This window comes from Xanthomonas sp. 4461 (genome assembly GCF_024806475.1).
Lineage (GTDB): Bacteria > Pseudomonadota > Gammaproteobacteria > Xanthomonadales > Xanthomonadaceae > Xanthomonas > Xanthomonas arboricola_F.
In genome coordinates, this window is record NZ_JANTYV010000006.1 from 33967 (window position 1) to 51089 (window position 17123).

The window sequence follows — 17123 nt, forward strand, 5'->3', positions numbered from 1 at the left end:
CGACGCATTGGGCCGGACCTGCAGCGCGATGTCTGCAAACTGGCCGAGGTGATCTCAAGTCCTACTTGATAGGCGGCTTCGGCCCGATCTCGTTGGCGTCGGCCTGGTTGGCCACCACATCGATCACCTTGCTTTTTTCGAAGTACACGGTGAATGCCGGATACACCCAGCGGTGGATCGTCGGCCACTGGCGCTTCTGGCCGCCGCGCGGGTCGAGCTTTTCCTGCGGCGCACCGTAGCGGCCTTCGACCTGGCTCATGCTGTCGCCGCGCAGGGGCAGGGCGGCGGCGGGCTTTTGCTGTGCACGATCGACCAGCAGCGTTTCGGCAGACGCGGCGGCACTGATCCCCATCAGCGCGATCAGCGGCAGGACTAACAAACGGTTGCGCATGTCATCTACTCCCCAGTGGACAAGATTCGGACGGTGATTACAGCAAAAAACCACAGCAGGCGTCGGCGCGGTGCATACCGATCCGGCGGCCGCGTCAGCATGTGGCCGCAGGTCGCGTCTCAACGCGCCAGGGACGGCGGCGCATCGGGCACCGGCCAAGAAAAAACCGCCCGGAGGCGGCTTTCTCGGGTCTGGCACGCGCAGTAATTACTTAGCGCTGACGCGCCTTGAAACGCGGGTTCGACTTGCAGATCACGAAGACCTTGCCGCGGCGGCGGACCACCTTGCAGTCGCGGTGACGGGTCTTCGCAGACTTCAGGGAGGACAGGACTTTCATGGCACACCTCGGCGTAAACGGTTGGATTCGATGGAAGAGTGCGCGCGATCGAGGCTGCACCCGGAATTAAGCCGGCGATTCTAACCGGCTTTTCGTCGTGCTTTCAAGTGGTTGCATCGCAATCGCTGCGAGCGGCGCTACACTACCGCCTGATGACCTCCCGGAAACCTGAATGACCGACCTCTCGCCCGTCCTCACCATCGATGGTCCCTCCGGCGCCGGTAAGGGCACGGTCAGCCGCATCGTGGCTGCCCGGCTGGGCTGGCACTACCTCGATTCGGGCGCACTGTATCGCGCGGTGGGTGTGGCGGCGAGCTGGGCCGATCTGGATGTCTCCGACCCGGCCGCGCTGGTGCGCTGCACCTTCGATACCAGGGTCGAGTTCGACGATGCGGGCGAGGCGGGGCTGCGGGTGCTGGTCAATGGGGTGGACGCGACCGGCGAACTGCGCCTGGAAACCACCGGCGCCCTGGCTTCGGCCATTGCGGCGATTCCCGAGGTGCGCAGCGCGCTGAAGGAGCGCCAACGCGCATTCAGGCGCGCTCCCGGCCTGGTCGCCGATGGGCGCGACATGGGGACGGTGATCTTCCCGGATGCCGCATTTAAGGTTTTCCTGACCGCCAGTGCCGAAGAACGTGCGGGCCGTCGCCATAAACAGTTGATGGAAAAGGGTGTTTCGGTTATCTTTGACGACCTGCTGCGCGAGATCATGGCCCGAGATGCCAGAGATGCCCAGCGGGTGGTGGCGCCATTGCGGCCGGCCGAAGACGCCGTGCTGATCGATACCAGCGGCATAGGGATCGAGGATGTCGTCCAGCGTGTGGTCGGGGTGTTGTCCGCCCGCACGTCGTCGTAAGCGTTCCGCAAGCGGGCAGGTCCCGCCGACCGTAAGGCGTTCCAAGCTCCGTCGCGCATCCTGCGTGGCGGTTCTACTACTTCTAAACCGACTCGTTGTTGGGGTCGACCAACAGGCTGGGCGGTCCGTCTCTGTCGCAACCCGACGACCGGCGCCCGTGTGTTCAACTGAGTAAAATCCAAATGACAGAATCTTTTGCTGAACTGTTCGAAGCCAGTCAAGCCAATCTGGCGAAGCTGAAGCCGGGCTCCATCGTCACCGGTACCGTCGTGGAAGTGCGCGGCGACGTGGTGGTGATCAACGCTGGCCTGAAGTCCGAAGGCATCGTGCCGATCGAGCAGTTCCGTAACGACGCTGGCGAGATCGATGTGGGTGTGGGCGACCAGGTCAAGGTTGCGCTGGACTCGATCGAAAACGGCTTTGGCGAGACCGTGTTGTCGCGCGAGAAAGCCAAGCGCGCGATGGTGTGGGACGAGCTGGAAGAGGCGTTGGAAAAGAACGAAACCATCACCGGCCGCATCAGTGGCAAGGTCAAGGGTGGTTTCACCGTGGACATCAAGGATGTCCGCGCGTTCCTGCCCGGTTCGCTGGTGGATGTGCGCCCGGTGCGCGACCCGGCCTACCTGGAAGGCAAGGAACTCGAGTTCAAGCTGATCAAGCTGGACCGCAAGCGCAACAACGTGGTGGTCTCGCGTCGTGCCGTGGTCGAGAGCGAGCACTCGGAAGAGCGCGAGCAGCTGATGGACAAGCTGCAGGAAGGCGCGATCCTGAAGGGTGTCGTCAAGAACCTGACCGATTACGGCGCGTTCGTGGACCTGGGCGGTATCGACGGCCTGCTGCACATCACCGACATGGCCTGGAAGCGCGTGCGCCATCCGTCCGAAGTCGTCAACGTCGGCGACGAGCTGGACGTGCGCGTGCTGAAGTTCGATCGCGAGCGTAACCGCGTCAGCCTCGGCCTGAAGCAGCTGGGCGAAGATCCGTGGGACAACATCGCCCGTCGTTACCCGGCCAACAGCCGCGTGTTCGGCAAGGTCTCCAACGTCACCGATTACGGCGCGTTCGTCGAGATCGAGCCAGGCGTCGAAGGTCTGGTGCACGTCTCCGAGATGGATTGGACGAACAAGAACGTCAACCCGTCCAAGGTTGTGCAGGTTGGTGACGAAGTCGAGGTGATGGTGCTGGATGTCGACGAGGAGCGTCGCCGCATCTCGCTGGGCATGAAGCAGGTTGCCGCCAATCCGTGGGAAACCTTTGCTGCCACCCACAAGAAGAACGACAAGGTGTCCGGTCAGATCAAGTCGATCACCGACTTCGGCATCTTCATCGGTCTGGACGGCGGCATCGACGGTCTGGTGCACCTGTCCGACATCAGCTGGAACACCACCGGCGAAGATGTTGTGCGCAACTACAAGAAGGGCGACACGCTGGAAGCCGTCGTGCTGGCAGTGGACCCGGAGCGCGAGCGCATCAGCCTGGGCGTCAAGCAGCTGGAGCAGGACCCGTTCGGTCAGTACATGGCCTCCAACCCGAAGGGTTCCAAGGTCGAAGGCGTGGTGCGTGAAGTGGATGCCAAGGGCGCCACGATCGACCTGGCCGATGGCATCGAAGGCTACGTCGCTGCACGCGATATCGCCAACGAGCGCGTCGACGATGCGACCCAGCATCTGAAGGTCGGCGACAAGATCGAAGCCAAGTTCGTGGGCATGGACCGCAAGGGCCGCACCCTGCAGCTGTCGATCAAGGCCAAGGACGATGCCGAAATGCGCGAAACGCTGGAGGAATACCAGTCCTCCGCTGCGTCGGGCGGCATGACTCAGCTGGGCGCGCTGCTGCGTGCACAGTTGAACAGCAACAAGTCCGAGTAAGCGCGTAGCGCTCACAAGAGCGTGATGGATCGGCCCGGGCATGCCCGGGCCGATTCCGATGTGTCAGTCGAAAAAAGCAAGTTCCCATGACCAAGTCCGAATTGATTGAAATCCTGGCGCGACGCCAAGCGCATCTGAAGTCGGACGACGTGGATCTGGCGGTGAAGTCACTGCTGGAAATGATGGGGCAAGCGCTCTCCGATGGTGATCGGATCGAAATCCGCGGGTTCGGCAGCTTTTCGCTGCATTACCGTCCGCCACGTCTGGGCCGCAATCCCAAGACCGGAGAATCGGTTGCGCTGCCGGGCAAGCATGTTCCTCACTTCAAGCCGGGCAAGGAATTGCGCGAGCGTGTCAGCTCCGTGGTCCCGGTCGATCTGGCCGATGCCGCCGAGTGACGACGGCTCTAGCGCTGCGTTTATGTCGGCTCGGTTAAGCTAGGCGCCTTCCCGACGGAGTCGCGCGATGAAGGTGTTTCGCTTGCTGGTGATGCTGGCTTTCCTGTTGGTCGGCCTGATTATCGGTGCGGTCAATTCCCAGGACATCACTCTCGATTTCCTGTTTTCCAGTGTCCACACCAGTTCCGGGGTGGCGATCATCGTCGCGCTGCTGGTCGGTGTGTTGATCGGTGCCGGCATGGTGCTGGTCAGTGTGGTCATTCCTCTCTATTCCAAGCTGCGTCAGGCCAACAAGGCTGCTGCGGTCAGCCGCGCCGATGCAAGGCCCGTCACGCCTGCCGCAGTCGAGCCGCGCCCTCTCGATGGACTCTAAGCACGTATGGACTTCCTGACCGAGTGGTTCTGGTTTTTCCTGTTTTTACCGCTGGCAGCGCTCAGTGGCTGGATCGTCGGCCGCCGCGGTGGTCAGCGTCATGGCGATACCCAGGTCAGCCGACTGTCCAGCACCTATTTCCGTGGTCTGAACTACCTGCTCAACGAGCAGCCGGACAAGGCGATCGAGCTGTTTTTGCATATCGCCGAACTGGATAAGGAAACCTTCGAGACCCAGGTCGCGCTGGGTCACCTGTTCCGACGCCGCGGTGAAGTCGATCGTGCCATCCGGCTGCACCAGGGGCTAGTGCAGCGCGCCGACCTGACCGACCAGCAGCGTGTGCAGGCCTTGCTGGCGCTGGGCGAGGACTACATGAAGTCCGGCCTGCTGGATCGCGCCGAAACGGTTTTCACCGAGCTTGCGCAGCTGGATCAGCGTGCGCCGCAGGCCCTGCGTCACCTGATCGGGATCTACCAGGCCGAGCGCGACTGGGAAAAGGCGATCGACAACGCCACCCGCTACGAAGAAGTCACCGGCGAGCCGATGGGCAAGCTGATCTCGCAGTTCGAATGCGAACTGGCCGATCGATACCGTGGCCTGGGCAAGGCCGATGAAGCCTTGCAGGCGATTGCGCGTGCGTACCAGGCCGACGGCACGTCCGTGCGCGCCGGCATCCTGGAGGGGCGTATCGAAGCCGAGCGCGGCCATGACGAGGCCGCCGTGCGCGCCTTCGAGCGTGCCGCACGCCACGACCCGGAATACCTGCCGGAAATCATTCCTGCCTTGATGGCTGCGTATCGGCGGGTGGGCGACATCGCCGGTGCACGCAATTTCCTGTCGGAGATGACCGAGCACTATCGCGGTATCGCGCCGGTGCTGGCGCTGACCCAGTTGATGGAAGCGCAGGACGGAGTTGCGCCCGCACTGGCCTATCTCGGTCGTCAGCTCAAGGACCGGCCATCGGTGCGCGGCGAGTCGGCGCTGATCGATCTGACGCTTGCCGAAGGCAGCGACCCGGTGGGCACCTTGAACGATCTCAAGCACATCACCGATCAGCTGTTGGTGCGTAACCCCAGCTACCGCTGCACCCGTTGCGGGTTCGGGGCAAAGACTCATCATTGGCAATGCCCGAGCTGCAAGGAGTGGGGCACCGTCAAGCCGCTGTTGAACTACGCGGTGGTGTAAGGCGTGTCTTTGTCTTTTCGGCAGTGTGCATTGGGTCCACTGGACGCTGGGGTGGTGCGCCTTCGCAGCCTGCGTCGGTGGCGATCACACTGTGTCGTAGATTGCAGTTCTGCGGCGGTGCAGATGCAGCCGCGATCCCCACGCCGTGGCTTGCCCGTCAATTTCATGCTTGGCCGGGCCGGCTTGCCGCCGTGCTGCTTTTCTGTGCCTGCATCGCACATGCGTCGATCCCGTGCCTGTGGTTCCCGAAGCGGTGATCGGCGCTGATGCCTCACATCTGGCTCTGGTGCGCCTTGCACGTGAGCGTTGCGGCGCTGGGAACGTGGCTGCTGCGCCGTTATGCCTTGCATCGTCGTCTGCTCGATGAACCCGGTGAGCGACGCAGCCATGTGGTCGCCACCCCGCGCGGCGGCGGCATGGCGATCGTCGCTGCAATTCTGTCGGGGTGCGTGGCGGCAAGCCTGCTGTGGCCGGCGGCGCGCATGGTGGTCGGCTGGTTCGCGATCGGCTTGATCCTGGTGGCGGGCGTGGGTTGGTGGGACGACCATCGGCCGTTGTCGGCCAGGCTGCGGTTTGCGATCCATCTGGCCGCCTCCGCGTCGCTTGGGGCGCTGGTCATTTATTCCACGGGCAACGTCGTGGACGGCATTCTCAGCGCGGTGGCGTCGGTGGTGTTGATCAACGTCTGGAACTTCATGGACGGCATCAACGGACTGGCCGCCACGCAGGCCGCGCTGGCTGCGCTGGCATTCGCGTTGGTGGCTCCGGCGGGTTGGTCGTTGGCCGGCCTGGCGGTGGCGGCAGCATGCCTGGGGTTTGTTCCGTTCAATTTTCCGCGCGCGCGCATCTTCCTTGGCGACGGTGGCAGCGGTGCGCTTGGCTATGTGCTGGCTGCGTTGCTTGTCCTGAGCGTGGCGGGCGGGCAGATGAGCTGGTGGATCGGCTGGTTGCCGCTGACGGCGTTCCTTGTCGACGCCGGCTTCACGCTGCTGTCTCGCATGCTCGCCGGGCAGCGTTGGTGGGAGCCTCACGCCCAGCACGTCTATCAACGTCTGGCGCGCCGGCTTGGGACGCACGTTCCGGTAACCGCCGTTTATTTCGCTTTCAGCCTCGCTGCCGTCTGCTTGTCTGTGTTACTTCGTCATGATGTGTTCGGTCAGCAAGTCTGGGCGGCAGTGGTGTGGGGCCTGGGTGCGAGTGCCAGCTGGTATTTTCTGCGCGATGGATTGCGCAATTCCTGAATAATGGATTCTTATGATTTCCTGGCGTGACCGTTTGACCAAGGCGCTGCCGCAAGTGGCAGTCGTGTTGCACGACCTTCTGATGGTCTGGGTGTGCTGGCAGCTGCTGCATGCGGGCCGCTACTCGATGTTGCGCGAGGCGCCGGATCTTCCGCTGTGGGACTGGCGCACTGCCGTGGTCCTGGTGGCACAGGGCCTGGTGTTCTGGAAGATGGGGCTGTACCGCGGGCTGTGGCGCTTCGCGTCGGTGCCCGACCTGTGGAACATCTTCAAGTCGAGCTTTCTCGGCCTGGTGGCGATCGTATTGGCGCTGTCGTACGACCGCCTGGACGGCGTGCCGTTGTCGGTCCTGGTGGTCTATCCGTTTGCGCTGTCTGCGCTGCTGGGGACGCCACGCCTGCTGTATCGCGCCTGGAAGGACTACCAGATTGCGCACTCCGGAGATGCGGCGCAACGCGTGCTGATCCTGGGCGCCGGGCGGGCTGCCGAAGGTCTGGTGCGCGACCTTCGCCGCACCGGCACCTTCGTTCCGGTCGGCTTTCTGGACGATGCCAACAACCTGCATGGCGCAAAGATTCAGGGCCTCAACGTGCTGGGCAATCTGGATCAGGCCGCGTCGATCGCGAAAGAGACCGCCGCCAAGCTGCTGGTGATCGCGATCCCGTCGCTCGATGCATCCGGCATGCAGCGCGTGGTGGCGATCTGCGAGAGTACCGGCCTGCCGTTCCGGATGGTGCCCAAGCTGATCAATGTGCTGGAAGGCCGCTCGCTGCCCGGCGAATTGAAGGAGGTCGCCATCGAGGACCTGCTCAATCGCAAGCCGGTGACGCCGGACTGGCGCCTGATCCGCGACTGGTTGACCAACAAGACCGTGATGGTGACCGGTGCCGGCGGGTCGATCGGCTCGGAGGTCTGCCGTCAGTGCGCGCGCCATGGGGCGCGGCGTATCGTGCTGCTGGAAATCGACGAGCTGGCGCTGTTGACCATCGATTCGGACCTGCGTCGATTGTTCCCGGATATCGAAGTGGTACGGGTGCTCGGCGATTGCGGCGACCCGGCCGTGGTAGCGCACGCATTGAATACCGCCGCCCCCGACGCGGTGTTTCATGCCGCCGCGTACAAGCAGGTGCCCTTGCTGGAAGAGCAGCTGCGCGAGGCCGTGCGCAACAATGTGCTGGCGACCGAGAACGTGGCGCGTGCCTGTCAGCGTGCACGCATCGAGACGTTCGTGTTCATTTCCACCGACAAGGCGGTCGAGCCGGTCAATGTGCTGGGCGCTAGCAAGCGCTACGCGGAGATGATCTGCCAGAGTCTTGACGCGCGTGATGCGCCAACGCGCTTCATCACCGTGCGCTTCGGCAATGTGCTGGATTCGGCCGGCAGCGTGGTGCCGCTGTTCCGCGAGCAGATCCGCCAGGGTGGCCCGGTCACAGTGACGCATCCGGATGTGACGCGCTACTTCATGACCATCCCCGAGGCCTGCCAGTTGGTGATCCAGGCAGCTGCCTCGGCCTCGCATGGCGCGATCTATACGCTGGACATGGGCGAGCCGGTGCCGATCCGGCTGCTTGCCGAGCAGATGATCCGTCTTGCCGGCAAGCAGCCGGGCAAGGATGTGGCGATTCTCTACACCGGTCTGCGTCCGGGCGAGAAGCTGCACGAGACGCTGTTCTACTCCGACGAAGACTACCGCCCGACCGCGCATCCCAAGATCCTGGAAGCCGGCGTGCGCGAGTTCTCGCACGAGCAGGTGCTGCAGCTGGTGACGCGTCTGCGCGAGGCGGTTAATCGCTATGACATCAAGGCAATGGAGACTGTGCTGGGTAGCCTGATGCCGGATTTTGCGGCTGCTCGACGGAAAGTCGACGCGCGATCTGATACGGTCGTTCCATTCCCCGCACGTGAGGTCAGAAGACTGTAATGAGCCAGCGTATTCGCAAGGCCGTATTCCCCGTCGCAGGTCTTGGGACCCGCTTTCTTCCGGCGACCAAGACGGTGCCGAAGGAAATGCTGCCAATCATCGACAAACCATTGATCCAGTACGCCGTCGACGAGGCCATCCAGGCCGGCTGCGATACGTTGATCTTCGTGACCAATCGCTACAAGCACTCGATCGCCGACTACTTCGACAAGGCCTACGAGCTGGAGCAGAAGCTCGAGCGTGCGGGCAAGCTGGAGCAGCTGGAGCTGGTGCGGCATGCGCTGCCGGAAGGGGTTCGCGCCATTTTCGTGACGCAGGCCGAGGCGCTGGGTCTGGGGCATGCGGTGTTGTGTGCCAAGGCCGTGGTCGGCGATGAGCCGTTCGCGGTGCTGTTGCCGGACGATCTGATGTGGAACCGTGGCGACGCCGCGCTGACCCAGATGGCCGATGTGGCCGAAGCATCCGGTGGCAGCGTCATCGCCGTGGAAGACGTGCCGCACGACAAGACCGCCAGCTACGGCATCGTGTCCACCGACGCATTCGATGGCCGTAAGGGTCGCATCAATGCGATCGTCGAAAAGCCCAAGCCGGAAGTGGCCCCGAGCAATCTGGCCGTGGTCGGTCGCTATGTGCTCAGCCCGAAGATTTTCGAGTTGCTCGAAGCCACCGGTGCAGGTGCCGGCGGCGAGATCCAGCTGACCGATGCCATTGCCGAGTTGTTGAAGAAAGAGCAGGTCGACGCGTTCCGTTTCGAAGGCCGTCGTTTCGATTGCGGCGCGCACATCGGTTTGATCGAGGCGACCGTCCACTTTGCGCTCGAGCATGAGAAGCATGGTGGGCCGGCGAAGGAAATCCTGCGCAACGCATTGGCCCAGGCCGACGCGCGCGGCTGATCGCGCCACGAATGTTTCATCACGAACGACGCCAGCTGGCGTCGTTCGTCGTTTTGGCGCCCCGATCACAGGGGGAGGCTTCGTGGAAACGTCGGCATCCGGGCTGGCCGGTGCAACAAGCAAGCAGATGCAAGGCGTCGGCGCGTGCGTGTCGTTAGAATCCAGGCATGAGCCAATCTGCGCAAGCCAGTGAACTGATCAACGTTGTCGCTCTGCTGGGCGCTGCGGTTGTTGCTATCCCGCTCTTTCGCCGGTTGGGCCTGGGCTCGGTGCTCGGCTATCTGGCAGCGGGGCTGGCGATCGGGCCCTTCGGACTGGGCCTGTTCGACGACCCGCAGGCGATCCTGCATGTCGCCGAATTGGGCGTGGTGATGTTCCTGTTCGTGATCGGGCTGGAGATGCGGCCGTCGCATCTGTGGAGCCTGCGCAAGGAAATCTTCGGCCTGGGCACCGTGCAGATCTGCCTGTGCGCACTGGTGCTGACCGGTATCGGGATGTTGCTGGGTTTTCCGCCACCGGTCGCCTTCGTGGCCGCGTCCGGTTTCGTGCTGACCTCGACGGCGGTGGTGATGCAGTTGCTGGCCGAGCGCGGCGACGTGGCCTTGCCTTCGGGGCAGAAGATCGTGGCGATCCTGTTGTTCGAGGACCTGCTGATCGTCCCGCTGCTGGCGATCGTGGCGTGGATGGGTTCCAGTGGCGACCCTCAGGCCGCGTCGCAGCGCTGGCACGACATCGGCATCGGCCTGGCCTGCATCGTCGGCCTGCTGGTTGCCGGGCGCTGGCTGCTCAATCCGCTGTTCCGGGTCCTGGCTGCGTCCAAGGCGCGCGAGGTGATGACGGCCGCGGCGCTGCTGGTGGTGTTGGGCGCGGCGCTGCTGATGCAGTTAGGTGGGTTGTCGATGGCGATGGGCGCTTTCCTCGCCGGGGTGCTGTTGTCCGAATCCACCTTCCGCCATCAGATCGAAGCGGATATCGAGCCGTTCCGCGGCATCCTGCTGGGCCTGTTCTTCCTGGGTGTGGGCATGAGCCTGGACCTGCGCGTGGTCGCAGCCGACTGGCGGCTCATCCTCGTCGGCGTGTTGGCGCTGATGGTGGGCAAGGCGATCTGCATCTATGCGGTGGCGCGGGTGATGGGCAGTGATCATCGCCAGGCAATGGACCGTGGTGTGCTGATGGCGCAGGGTGGCGAGTTCGCCTTTGTGTTGTTTGCCGCGGCCTCGGCATCGGGCGTGATCGATGCGCAGGTCGATGCCACCCTCACTGCCATCGTGGTGCTGTCGATGGCGCTGACGCCGTTGTTCGTCCTGGTGCAGCGGCGTTTGACGCCCGCGCCGGAGGTGTCGCTGGAGGGAGTGGAAGCGGCCAACGGTCAGACCGGCAGCGTGCTGGTCATCGGCTTCGGCCGCTTCGGCCAGGTGGCCAGCCAGTCGCTGCTGGCGCGCGACGTGGACGTGACCATCATCGATAACGACATCGAGATGATCCAGAGCGCAGAAGAGTTCGGTTTCAAGATCTATTACGGCGACGGCACGCGGCTCGATGTGCTGCACGCCTCCGGCGCGCACAGTGCGCGTGCAATCGCGGTATGCATCGACGATCGCGAAGCGGCCAACCGCATCGTCGAGCTAGCGACCCGCGAGTTTCCGCATGCGCGCCTGCTGGTGCGTTCGTTCGATCGTGAGCATTCGCTGCAACTGATCGCGGCTGGTGTGGATTACCAGATCCGCGAAACCTTCGAGTCGGCGGTGACCTTCGGCCAGATGGCGCTGGTCGAGCTGGGCGTGGATGAGGACGAGGCCGGCACGATCGCGCGCGAGATCCGCCGCCGCGATGCGGAGCGGCTGGAGCTGGAAATCGCCGCGGGGAATGTCCGTGCCGGGGCAGGGTTGATGTTCGGCAACATCACGCCGACGGTGCCCAAGCCCACGCCGTTCACGCCGCCGCGCCGGGAGAGCCGGTCGCTCAACCGCGATGCGTTGCCGCAGGCCAGTGCAGAGACCGCAGCAGAGACCAACCGCGCCTGACAACACCTCGCAATCGTCAGGTGGGTGTGGGGGGCTGCGCGGGAACCGGCTGTGCGGGTGTATGAACCTGGCTTGCGGTAGTGCAGTTGTTTGGTGCTTGTTGGAGTGGCCCGATGGTGATGTCGAGTCGTCGTGCGCGGGCGCCCTTACCGCGCCAGGACCTTGGTCGGTGGCCACGTAGCAGCCACGTCAACAGCTGGCGGTACTCCAGCATTGCGATGAAGCGTCAGCAGTCAGACGACTGCACTCATGCTTGCTTGCAACCATGCACAGCGACCATCTCGATTGGCTCTTGCCCACCTGCAGCCCCGGGACCTTATGCGGGATGGGGGCCGCATAAGAGCCTCCACGGATGGATTCACGGCGTGTCCCGCAGTGGTAGGCGGGCAAGGGGCCTGCAGCCAGTACGCAGATCATGTGCTCTGCACTACATCTACCCACGGCGTCCGACTTTCCCAAACAACCAACGTCTCCAGCTCCTGACGTGATCGACAAGACATCGCCAACAGCAAGCAGTCAGGTGAGGCCGCGCACTCAACACCAATGTCACCCCCAGCCACGGCTGCGAACCGCCTCAAGGAGCAGCGCTGCCGCCCGATGGCGCGCAGGTTCGAGACAGGCGCAGCGGACGCGCAGCAGTCACGCCAACCGCGCGTCCCGACCAACGATCAGCCGTGTTTGCGCTGGGCCGCAGCGAATGCTTCGAGCTGTTCGGCAGTGGCGTCTTTCTGGTGCTGCTGCTTCCACTGCGCGAACGGCATGCCGTAGACCGCCTCGCGTGCCTGTTCCTTGCTCATCGGCTGGCCCTGTGCCTCGGCCGCTTCGCGGTACCAGTCGCCCAGGCAGTTGCGGCAGAAGCCGGCCAGGATCATCAGGTCGATGTTCTGCACATCGGTGCGCTGCTGGTTGAGATGCTGCAGCAAGCGGCGGAATGCGGCCGCTTCGATGGCGGTGGTGGTCGAATCGGTGGGCGAGGTGGTGTCGGTCATGACGGAATCGGGGACAATAGACGGCCTTCGACTCTACACCTGACGCCCCATGACCGCTTCCGCGCCAGCTGCCTCCGCTTCGGCCCGCCTTCTCGATGGTCGCCGCATTGCCGAGGACCTGCTCGACGGGCTGAAGCTGCGCGTGGATGCGCGCGTGGCGGCGGGCAAGGCGCGGCCCGGGTTGGCGGTGGTGCTGGTGGGCGGCGACCCGGCGTCGTCGGTGTATGTGCGCAACAAGCGGCGCGCGGCGGAAAAAGTGGGTATCGCAGCGTTCGATTACGACCTGCCGCACGGCACCAGCGAGGCCGAGCTGGCGGCCCTGATCGACGAACTCAACACCGATCCCAAGATCCACGGCATCCTGATCCAGCTGCCGCTGCCGGGGATTCCCGATGCCAATCGGCTGATCCAACGGATCGATCCGCGCAAGGATGTGGATGGCTTCCATCCGCAAAATGTGGGGCATCTGGCGTTGCGCGAATTCGGCCTGCGCCCGTGCACGCCGCGCGGCATCGTGACCTTGCTCGCACATACCGATCAACCGGTGCGTGGACGCAACGCGACCATTGTTGGCGTGAGCAATCACGTCGGCCGGCCGATGGGGCTGGAACTGTTGATCGCCGGTTGCACGGTCACCAGCTGCCACAAGTTCACCCCGGCCGATGTGCTGGAGGCCAGCGTGCGCAATGCCGACATTCTGGTGGTGGCCGTGGGCCGCCCCGGGCTGATTCCCGGCGAGTGGGTCAAGCCGGGTGCGGTGGTGATCGATGTCGGCATCAACCGCCTGGAAGACGGACGCCTGGTTGGCGATGTCGGCTTCGATGCGGCAGCAAGGCGCGCGGCCTGGATCACCCCGGTGCCGGGCGGGGTGGGGCCGATGACGGTGGCCACGCTGATGCAGAACACCATCGAGGCCGCTGATGCGGCCGGGATTGGGGATTAGGGATTGGGGATTCGTTAAAGGCGACGGCCAAGTGCATGCGTCGGCCGATCCGGATCGCGTGCGGGATCTGCGGGCCATCGGCATCCTGACGAACTGCGGGGCGGTGCAGGGCGGCGTCTTTGCCACTCCCGACCCCAGACTCCCCAATTGCGGCCCTAATGCGTTAAAATGCCGCGCTTCCCCAAACTCGGGTCCGCCGATGCTCCGCATCCAGGCTGAAGCTCTCACCTACGACGACGTTTCGCTCGTCCCCGCTCATTCGATCGTCCTGCCCAAGGATGTCAGCCTGGAAACCCGGCTGACCCGCGATCTGCGTCTGAAACTGCCGATCCTGTCGGCCGCGATGGACACGGTGACCGAACACCGCTTGGCCGTGGCCATGGCGCAGCTGGGCGGCATCGGCATCATCCACAAGAACCTGACCCCGGCGCAGCAGGCTGCCGAAGTGGCCAAGGTCAAGAAGTTCGAGTCCGGGGTGATTACCGAGCCGTTCACGGTGAGCCCGGACACCACAATCGGCGAAGTGATCGCGCTGACGCGCGCACGCAACATCTCCGGCGTGCCGGTGGTGGACGGCAGCGAACTGGTCGGCATCGTGACCAGCCGCGACATGCGCTTCGAAAAGAAGCTCGACGATCCGGTTCGCCACATCATGACCAAGAAGGATCGCCTGATCACCGTGCGCGAAGGCGCCAGCGATGAGGAAGTGCTCGAGCTGCTGCATCGCAACCGTATCGAAAAGATCCTGGTGGTGAACGACAGCTTCGAGCTGCGCGGCCTGATTACGGTCAAGGATATCCAGAAGAAGACCGACAACCCCAACGCCGCCAAGGATGCCGCCACGCGGCTGCTGGTCGGCGCGGCCGTGGGTGTTGGCGGCGATACCGAACAGCGGATCGAACTGCTGGCCGCTGCCGGCGTCGACGTGGTCATCGTCGATACCGCGCACGGTCATTCGCAGGGCGTGATCGACCGTGTGGCCTGGGTCAAGAAGACCTATCCGCACCTGCAGGTGATCGGCGGCAACATCGTCACCGGCGATGCCGCGCTGGCCTTGATGGATGCCGGCGCCGATGCGGTCAAGGTCGGCGTGGGCCCGGGCTCGATCTGCACCACGCGCGTGGTCGCAGGCGTCGGCGTGCCGCAGATCACCGCGGTGGACATGGTGGCCGAAGCGTTGCAGGACCGCATTCCGTTGATCGCCGATGGCGGCATCCGCTATTCCGGCGATATCGGCAAGGCGCTGGTCGCCGGTGCGTCCACGGTGATGGTCGGCGGCCTGCTGGCCGGTACCGAAGAGGCGCCGGGCGAAGTCGAACTGTTCCAGGGCCGCAGCTACAAGAGCTACCGCGGCATGGGTAGCCTGGGCGCGATGGAGAAGGGGTCCAAGGACCGCTATTTCCAGGATGCTTCCGACGCCGACAAACTGGTTCCGGAAGGCATCGAAGGGCGCGTGCCGTACCGCGGCCCGGTCGGCGGCATCATCCATCAGCTCATCGGTGGCCTGCGCGCGACCATGGGCTATGTGGGCTGCGCCACCATCGAAGACATGCGCACCAAGCCGAAGTTCGTCAAGATCACCGGCGCCGGCCAGCGCGAAAGCCACGTGCACGACGTGCAGATCACCAAAGAGCCGCCGAACTATCGCGCTGGATGATCGGGAATGGGGAATCGCGAATCGGGAATCGTAAAAGCCCGGCGGTTCCTCGTCCGATAGCGGCTGGCGCCGCGTTTGCTGTTGCGATTCCCCAATCCCGATTCTCGATTCCCGGCTCTCAATGACCAGCATCCATAACGACAAGATCCTCATCCTCGATTTCGGCGCGCAGTACACGCAGTTGATCGCGCGGCGCATTCGCGAAATCGGTGTGTACTGCGAGATCTGGGCCTGGGATCACGATCCGTCCGAGATTGCCAGCTTCGGTGCCAAAGGCATCATTCTGTCTGGTGGCCCGGAGTCGACCACCTTGCCGGGCGCGCCGGTGGCGCCGCAGGAAGTGTTCGACAGCGGCTTGCCGGTGTTCGGTATCTGTTACGGCATGCAGACCCTGGCTGCGCAGCTGGGCGGCGCCACCGAAGCGGCCGATCAACGCGAATTCGGCCATGCGGAGGTGGATGTCGTCGCGGCCGATGCATTGTTCTCCGGCCTGACCGACCATGCGGGCGCATCGCGGTTGAACGTGTGGATGAGCCATGGCGACCACGTGTCGCAAGTGCCGCCCGGCTTCACCATTACTGCCGTAACCGACCGCATTCCGGTGGCGGCGATGTCCAACGAGGACAAGCGCTGGTACGGCGTGCAGTTCCACCCCGAGGTTACCCACACGCTGCAGGGCCAGACCTTGCTGCGTCGTTTCGTGGTCGATGTCTGCGGCTGTCAGACGCTGTGGACCGCCGCCAACATCATCGACGACCAGATTGCGCGCGTGCGCGCGCAGGTGGGCGATGACGAAGTGATCCTGGGTTTGTCCGGCGGTGTGGATTCGTCGGTGGTCGCCGCATTGCTGCACAAGGCGATCGGCGACAAGCTGACCTGCGTGTTCGTCGATACCGGCCTGCTGCGTTGGCAGGAAGGCGACCAGGTGATGGCGATGTTTGCCGAGCACATGGGCGTCAAGGTGATTCGCGTCAACGCGGCAGACCGTTATTTCGCCAAGCTCGAAGGCGTGAGCGACCCGGAAGCCAAGCGCAAGATCATCGGCAACCTGTTCGTGGACATCTTCGATGAAGAGTCCAACAAGCTGGCCAATGCCAAGTGGCTGGCGCAGGGCACGATCTACCCGGACGTGATCGAGTCGGCCGGCAGCAAGACCGGCAAGGCGCACGTGATCAAGAGCCACCACAACGTGGGCGGCTTGCCGGAACACATGAAGCTGGGCCTGGTCGAACCGCTGCGCGAACTGTTCAAGGACGAAGTGCGTCGCCTCGGTGTCGAACTCGGCTTGCCGCGCACGATGGTGTACCGCCATCCGTTCCCGGGCCCGGGCCTGGGCGTGCGCATCTTGGGCGAAGTGAAGCGCGAATACGCCGAACTGCTGGCCAAGGCCGATGCGATCTTCATCGATGAACTGCGCAAGGCCGACCTGTACGACAAGACCAGCCAGGCGTTCGCGGTGTTCCTGCCGGTCAAGTCGGTTGGCGTGGTCGGCGATGCACGCGCCTACGAGTGGGTGATCGCGCTGCGTGCGGTGGAGACCATCGACTTCATGACCGCGCACTGGGCGCACCTGCCGTACGACTTCCTCGGCACGGTGAGCAACCGCATCATCAACGAACTGCGCGGCGTCTCGCGCGTGGTCTACGACATCTCCGGCAAGCCGCCGGCGACGATCGAGTGGGAGTGAGACTGGTCCTTCGGGCGGGCTATCGCAGACTATCGAAAAATCCTCGTAACGTATTGTTTTAAAAAAGTACGTCACCAGAGCTAGTGGTGGCTATCACCGGCCAGAGCATGGATCGCCTGTATGGCGCAGCCGAACTGCGGCAAGCCGGTGATGGCAGCGGCTTGAGCGCACCGATGGTGTAGCGTGGAGGAACTATCCATTAGCCAGAACGACACTCCCGACCTTGCTGCCCACAGGCTGCCAAGGTCGGGCAGGGGGCTGTGGCGGCCTCTCGCTGATGCTAGCTCGCGAAAACTTGCTCGACGCCAACAATCTTTCAGCGCCGGAGCGCTTCTGATCGACATTCCGGTGGGCGTGCAT

15 protein-coding genes are annotated in these 17123 nt (G+C 63.9%); 12 read left to right on the plus strand and 3 right to left on the minus strand.

Annotation, left to right across the window (positions count from 1 at the left end; all coding sequences use genetic code 11):
* Window positions 1–61: 61 nt before the first annotated feature.
* Both FHY19_RS18825 and ykgO read right to left on the minus strand, forming a co-directional pair.
* On the minus strand, window positions 62–391 hold the full coding sequence (locus FHY19_RS18825; RefSeq protein ID WP_259148761.1) for a hypothetical protein: 330 nt from the start codon (window positions 389–391) through the stop codon (window positions 62–64).
* 211 nt (window positions 392–602) lie between these two features.
* A complete protein-coding gene (ykgO, locus tag FHY19_RS18830; RefSeq protein WP_005913193.1) occupies window positions 603–728 on the minus strand; it encodes a type B 50S ribosomal protein L36 in 126 nt (41 codons plus the stop codon).
* A gap of 172 nt (window positions 729–900) precedes the next feature.
* Here ykgO and cmk point away from each other — a divergent pair, with 172 nt between their 5' ends.
* The 9 genes from cmk to FHY19_RS18875 all read left to right on the plus strand — a co-directional run bounded on the left by cmk (window position 901) and on the right by FHY19_RS18875 (window position 11487).
* Complete coding sequence (cmk, locus tag FHY19_RS18835; RefSeq protein WP_046962677.1) at window positions 901–1584, plus strand: (d)CMP kinase; 684 nt, start codon at window positions 901–903, stop codon at window positions 1582–1584.
* A 182-nt stretch (window positions 1585–1766) separates the two neighbouring features.
* Window positions 1767–3452, plus strand: coding sequence for a 30S ribosomal protein S1 (rpsA, locus tag FHY19_RS18840; protein WP_016903550.1), 1686 nt, complete (start codon window positions 1767–1769; stop codon window positions 3450–3452).
* A gap of 86 nt (window positions 3453–3538) precedes the next feature.
* A complete protein-coding gene (locus FHY19_RS18845; protein WP_046962676.1) occupies window positions 3539–3850 on the plus strand; it encodes an integration host factor subunit beta in 312 nt (103 codons plus the stop codon).
* Window positions 3851–3917: 67 nt separating this feature from the next.
* Complete coding sequence (locus tag FHY19_RS18850; protein ID WP_259149150.1) at window positions 3918–4223, plus strand: LapA family protein; 306 nt, start codon at window positions 3918–3920, stop codon at window positions 4221–4223.
* A 6-nt stretch (window positions 4224–4229) separates the two neighbouring features.
* The gene (lapB, locus tag FHY19_RS18855) at window positions 4230–5408 is read left to right on the plus strand and encodes a lipopolysaccharide assembly protein LapB (RefSeq protein ID WP_039409755.1); all 1179 of its coding nucleotides are present in this window, start codon (window positions 4230–4232) and stop codon (window positions 5406–5408) included.
* Window positions 5409–5674: 266 nt separating this feature from the next.
* Entirely contained in the window at window positions 5675–6649 is a 975-nt protein-coding gene (locus FHY19_RS18860) for a glycosyltransferase family 4 protein (protein ID WP_259167782.1), read from the plus strand.
* Window positions 6650–6662: 13 nt separating this feature from the next.
* Window positions 6663–8570: a nucleoside-diphosphate sugar epimerase/dehydratase gene (locus FHY19_RS18865; RefSeq protein WP_259149161.1), complete on the plus strand. Its 1908-nt coding sequence runs from the start codon at window positions 6663–6665 to the stop codon at window positions 8568–8570.
* Entirely contained in the window at window positions 8570–9463 is an 894-nt protein-coding gene (gene galU, locus FHY19_RS18870) for a UTP--glucose-1-phosphate uridylyltransferase GalU (protein ID WP_046962674.1), read from the plus strand. The genes FHY19_RS18865 and galU overlap by 1 nt, the downstream gene beginning before the upstream one ends.
* A gap of 167 nt (window positions 9464–9630) precedes the next feature.
* Window positions 9631–11487, plus strand: a complete 1857-nt coding sequence (locus FHY19_RS18875) for a monovalent cation:proton antiporter-2 (CPA2) family protein (RefSeq protein ID WP_259167784.1) — start codon at window positions 9631–9633, stop codon at window positions 11485–11487.
* Between the two features lie 668 nt (window positions 11488–12155).
* Here the strand turns inward: FHY19_RS18875 and FHY19_RS18880 are convergent.
* Window positions 12156–12476 (minus strand): DUF1244 domain-containing protein, encoded by a 321-nt coding sequence (locus FHY19_RS18880; protein WP_259167787.1) that lies wholly within the window; start codon window positions 12474–12476, stop codon window positions 12156–12158.
* A 49-nt stretch (window positions 12477–12525) separates the two neighbouring features.
* On the opposite strand from FHY19_RS18880, the gene folD reads away from it, so the two are divergent.
* The 3 genes from folD to guaA all read left to right on the plus strand — a co-directional run bounded on the left by folD (window position 12526) and on the right by guaA (window position 16763).
* A complete protein-coding gene (gene folD, locus FHY19_RS18885; RefSeq protein ID WP_259167789.1) occupies window positions 12526–13419 on the plus strand; it encodes a bifunctional methylenetetrahydrofolate dehydrogenase/methenyltetrahydrofolate cyclohydrolase FolD in 894 nt (297 codons plus the stop codon).
* Window positions 13420–13618: 199 nt separating this feature from the next.
* Window positions 13619–15076 (plus strand): IMP dehydrogenase, encoded by a 1458-nt coding sequence (guaB, locus tag FHY19_RS18890; RefSeq protein WP_259149173.1) that lies wholly within the window; start codon window positions 13619–13621, stop codon window positions 15074–15076.
* Between the two features lie 121 nt (window positions 15077–15197).
* The gene (gene guaA, locus FHY19_RS18895; protein WP_259167790.1) at window positions 15198–16763 is read left to right on the plus strand and encodes a glutamine-hydrolyzing GMP synthase; all 1566 of its coding nucleotides are present in this window, start codon (window positions 15198–15200) and stop codon (window positions 16761–16763) included.
* The last annotated feature ends 360 nt before the right edge of the window (window positions 16764–17123 follow it).

Bases quoted from the DNA above. Each gene is read 5' to 3' on its own strand.
- FHY19_RS18825 (WP_259148761.1), bottom strand. From the start codon at position 391: ATGCGCAACCGTTTGTTAGTCCTGCCGCTGATCGCGCTGATGGGGATC.
- ykgO (WP_005913193.1), bottom strand. From the start codon at position 728: ATGAAAGTCCTGTCCTCCCTGAAGTCTGCGAAGACCCGTCACCGCGAC.
- cmk (WP_046962677.1), top strand. From the start codon at position 901: ATGACCGACCTCTCGCCCGTCCTCACCATCGATGGTCCCTCCGGCGCC.
- rpsA (WP_016903550.1), top strand. From the start codon at position 1,767: ATGACAGAATCTTTTGCTGAACTGTTCGAAGCCAGTCAAGCCAATCTG.
- FHY19_RS18845 (WP_046962676.1), top strand. From the start codon at position 3,539: ATGACCAAGTCCGAATTGATTGAAATCCTGGCGCGACGCCAAGCGCAT.
- FHY19_RS18850 (WP_259149150.1), top strand. From the start codon at position 3,918: ATGAAGGTGTTTCGCTTGCTGGTGATGCTGGCTTTCCTGTTGGTCGGC.
- lapB (WP_039409755.1), top strand. From the start codon at position 4,230: ATGGACTTCCTGACCGAGTGGTTCTGGTTTTTCCTGTTTTTACCGCTG.
- FHY19_RS18860 (WP_259167782.1), top strand. From the start codon at position 5,675: ATGCCTCACATCTGGCTCTGGTGCGCCTTGCACGTGAGCGTTGCGGCG.
- FHY19_RS18865 (WP_259149161.1), top strand. From the start codon at position 6,663: ATGATTTCCTGGCGTGACCGTTTGACCAAGGCGCTGCCGCAAGTGGCA.
- galU (WP_046962674.1), top strand. From the start codon at position 8,570: ATGAGCCAGCGTATTCGCAAGGCCGTATTCCCCGTCGCAGGTCTTGGG.
- FHY19_RS18875 (WP_259167784.1), top strand. From the start codon at position 9,631: ATGAGCCAATCTGCGCAAGCCAGTGAACTGATCAACGTTGTCGCTCTG.
- FHY19_RS18880 (WP_259167787.1), bottom strand. From the start codon at position 12,476: ATGACCGACACCACCTCGCCCACCGATTCGACCACCACCGCCATCGAA.
- folD (WP_259167789.1), top strand. From the start codon at position 12,526: ATGACCGCTTCCGCGCCAGCTGCCTCCGCTTCGGCCCGCCTTCTCGAT.
- guaB (WP_259149173.1), top strand. From the start codon at position 13,619: ATGCTCCGCATCCAGGCTGAAGCTCTCACCTACGACGACGTTTCGCTC.
- guaA (WP_259167790.1), top strand. From the start codon at position 15,198: ATGACCAGCATCCATAACGACAAGATCCTCATCCTCGATTTCGGCGCG.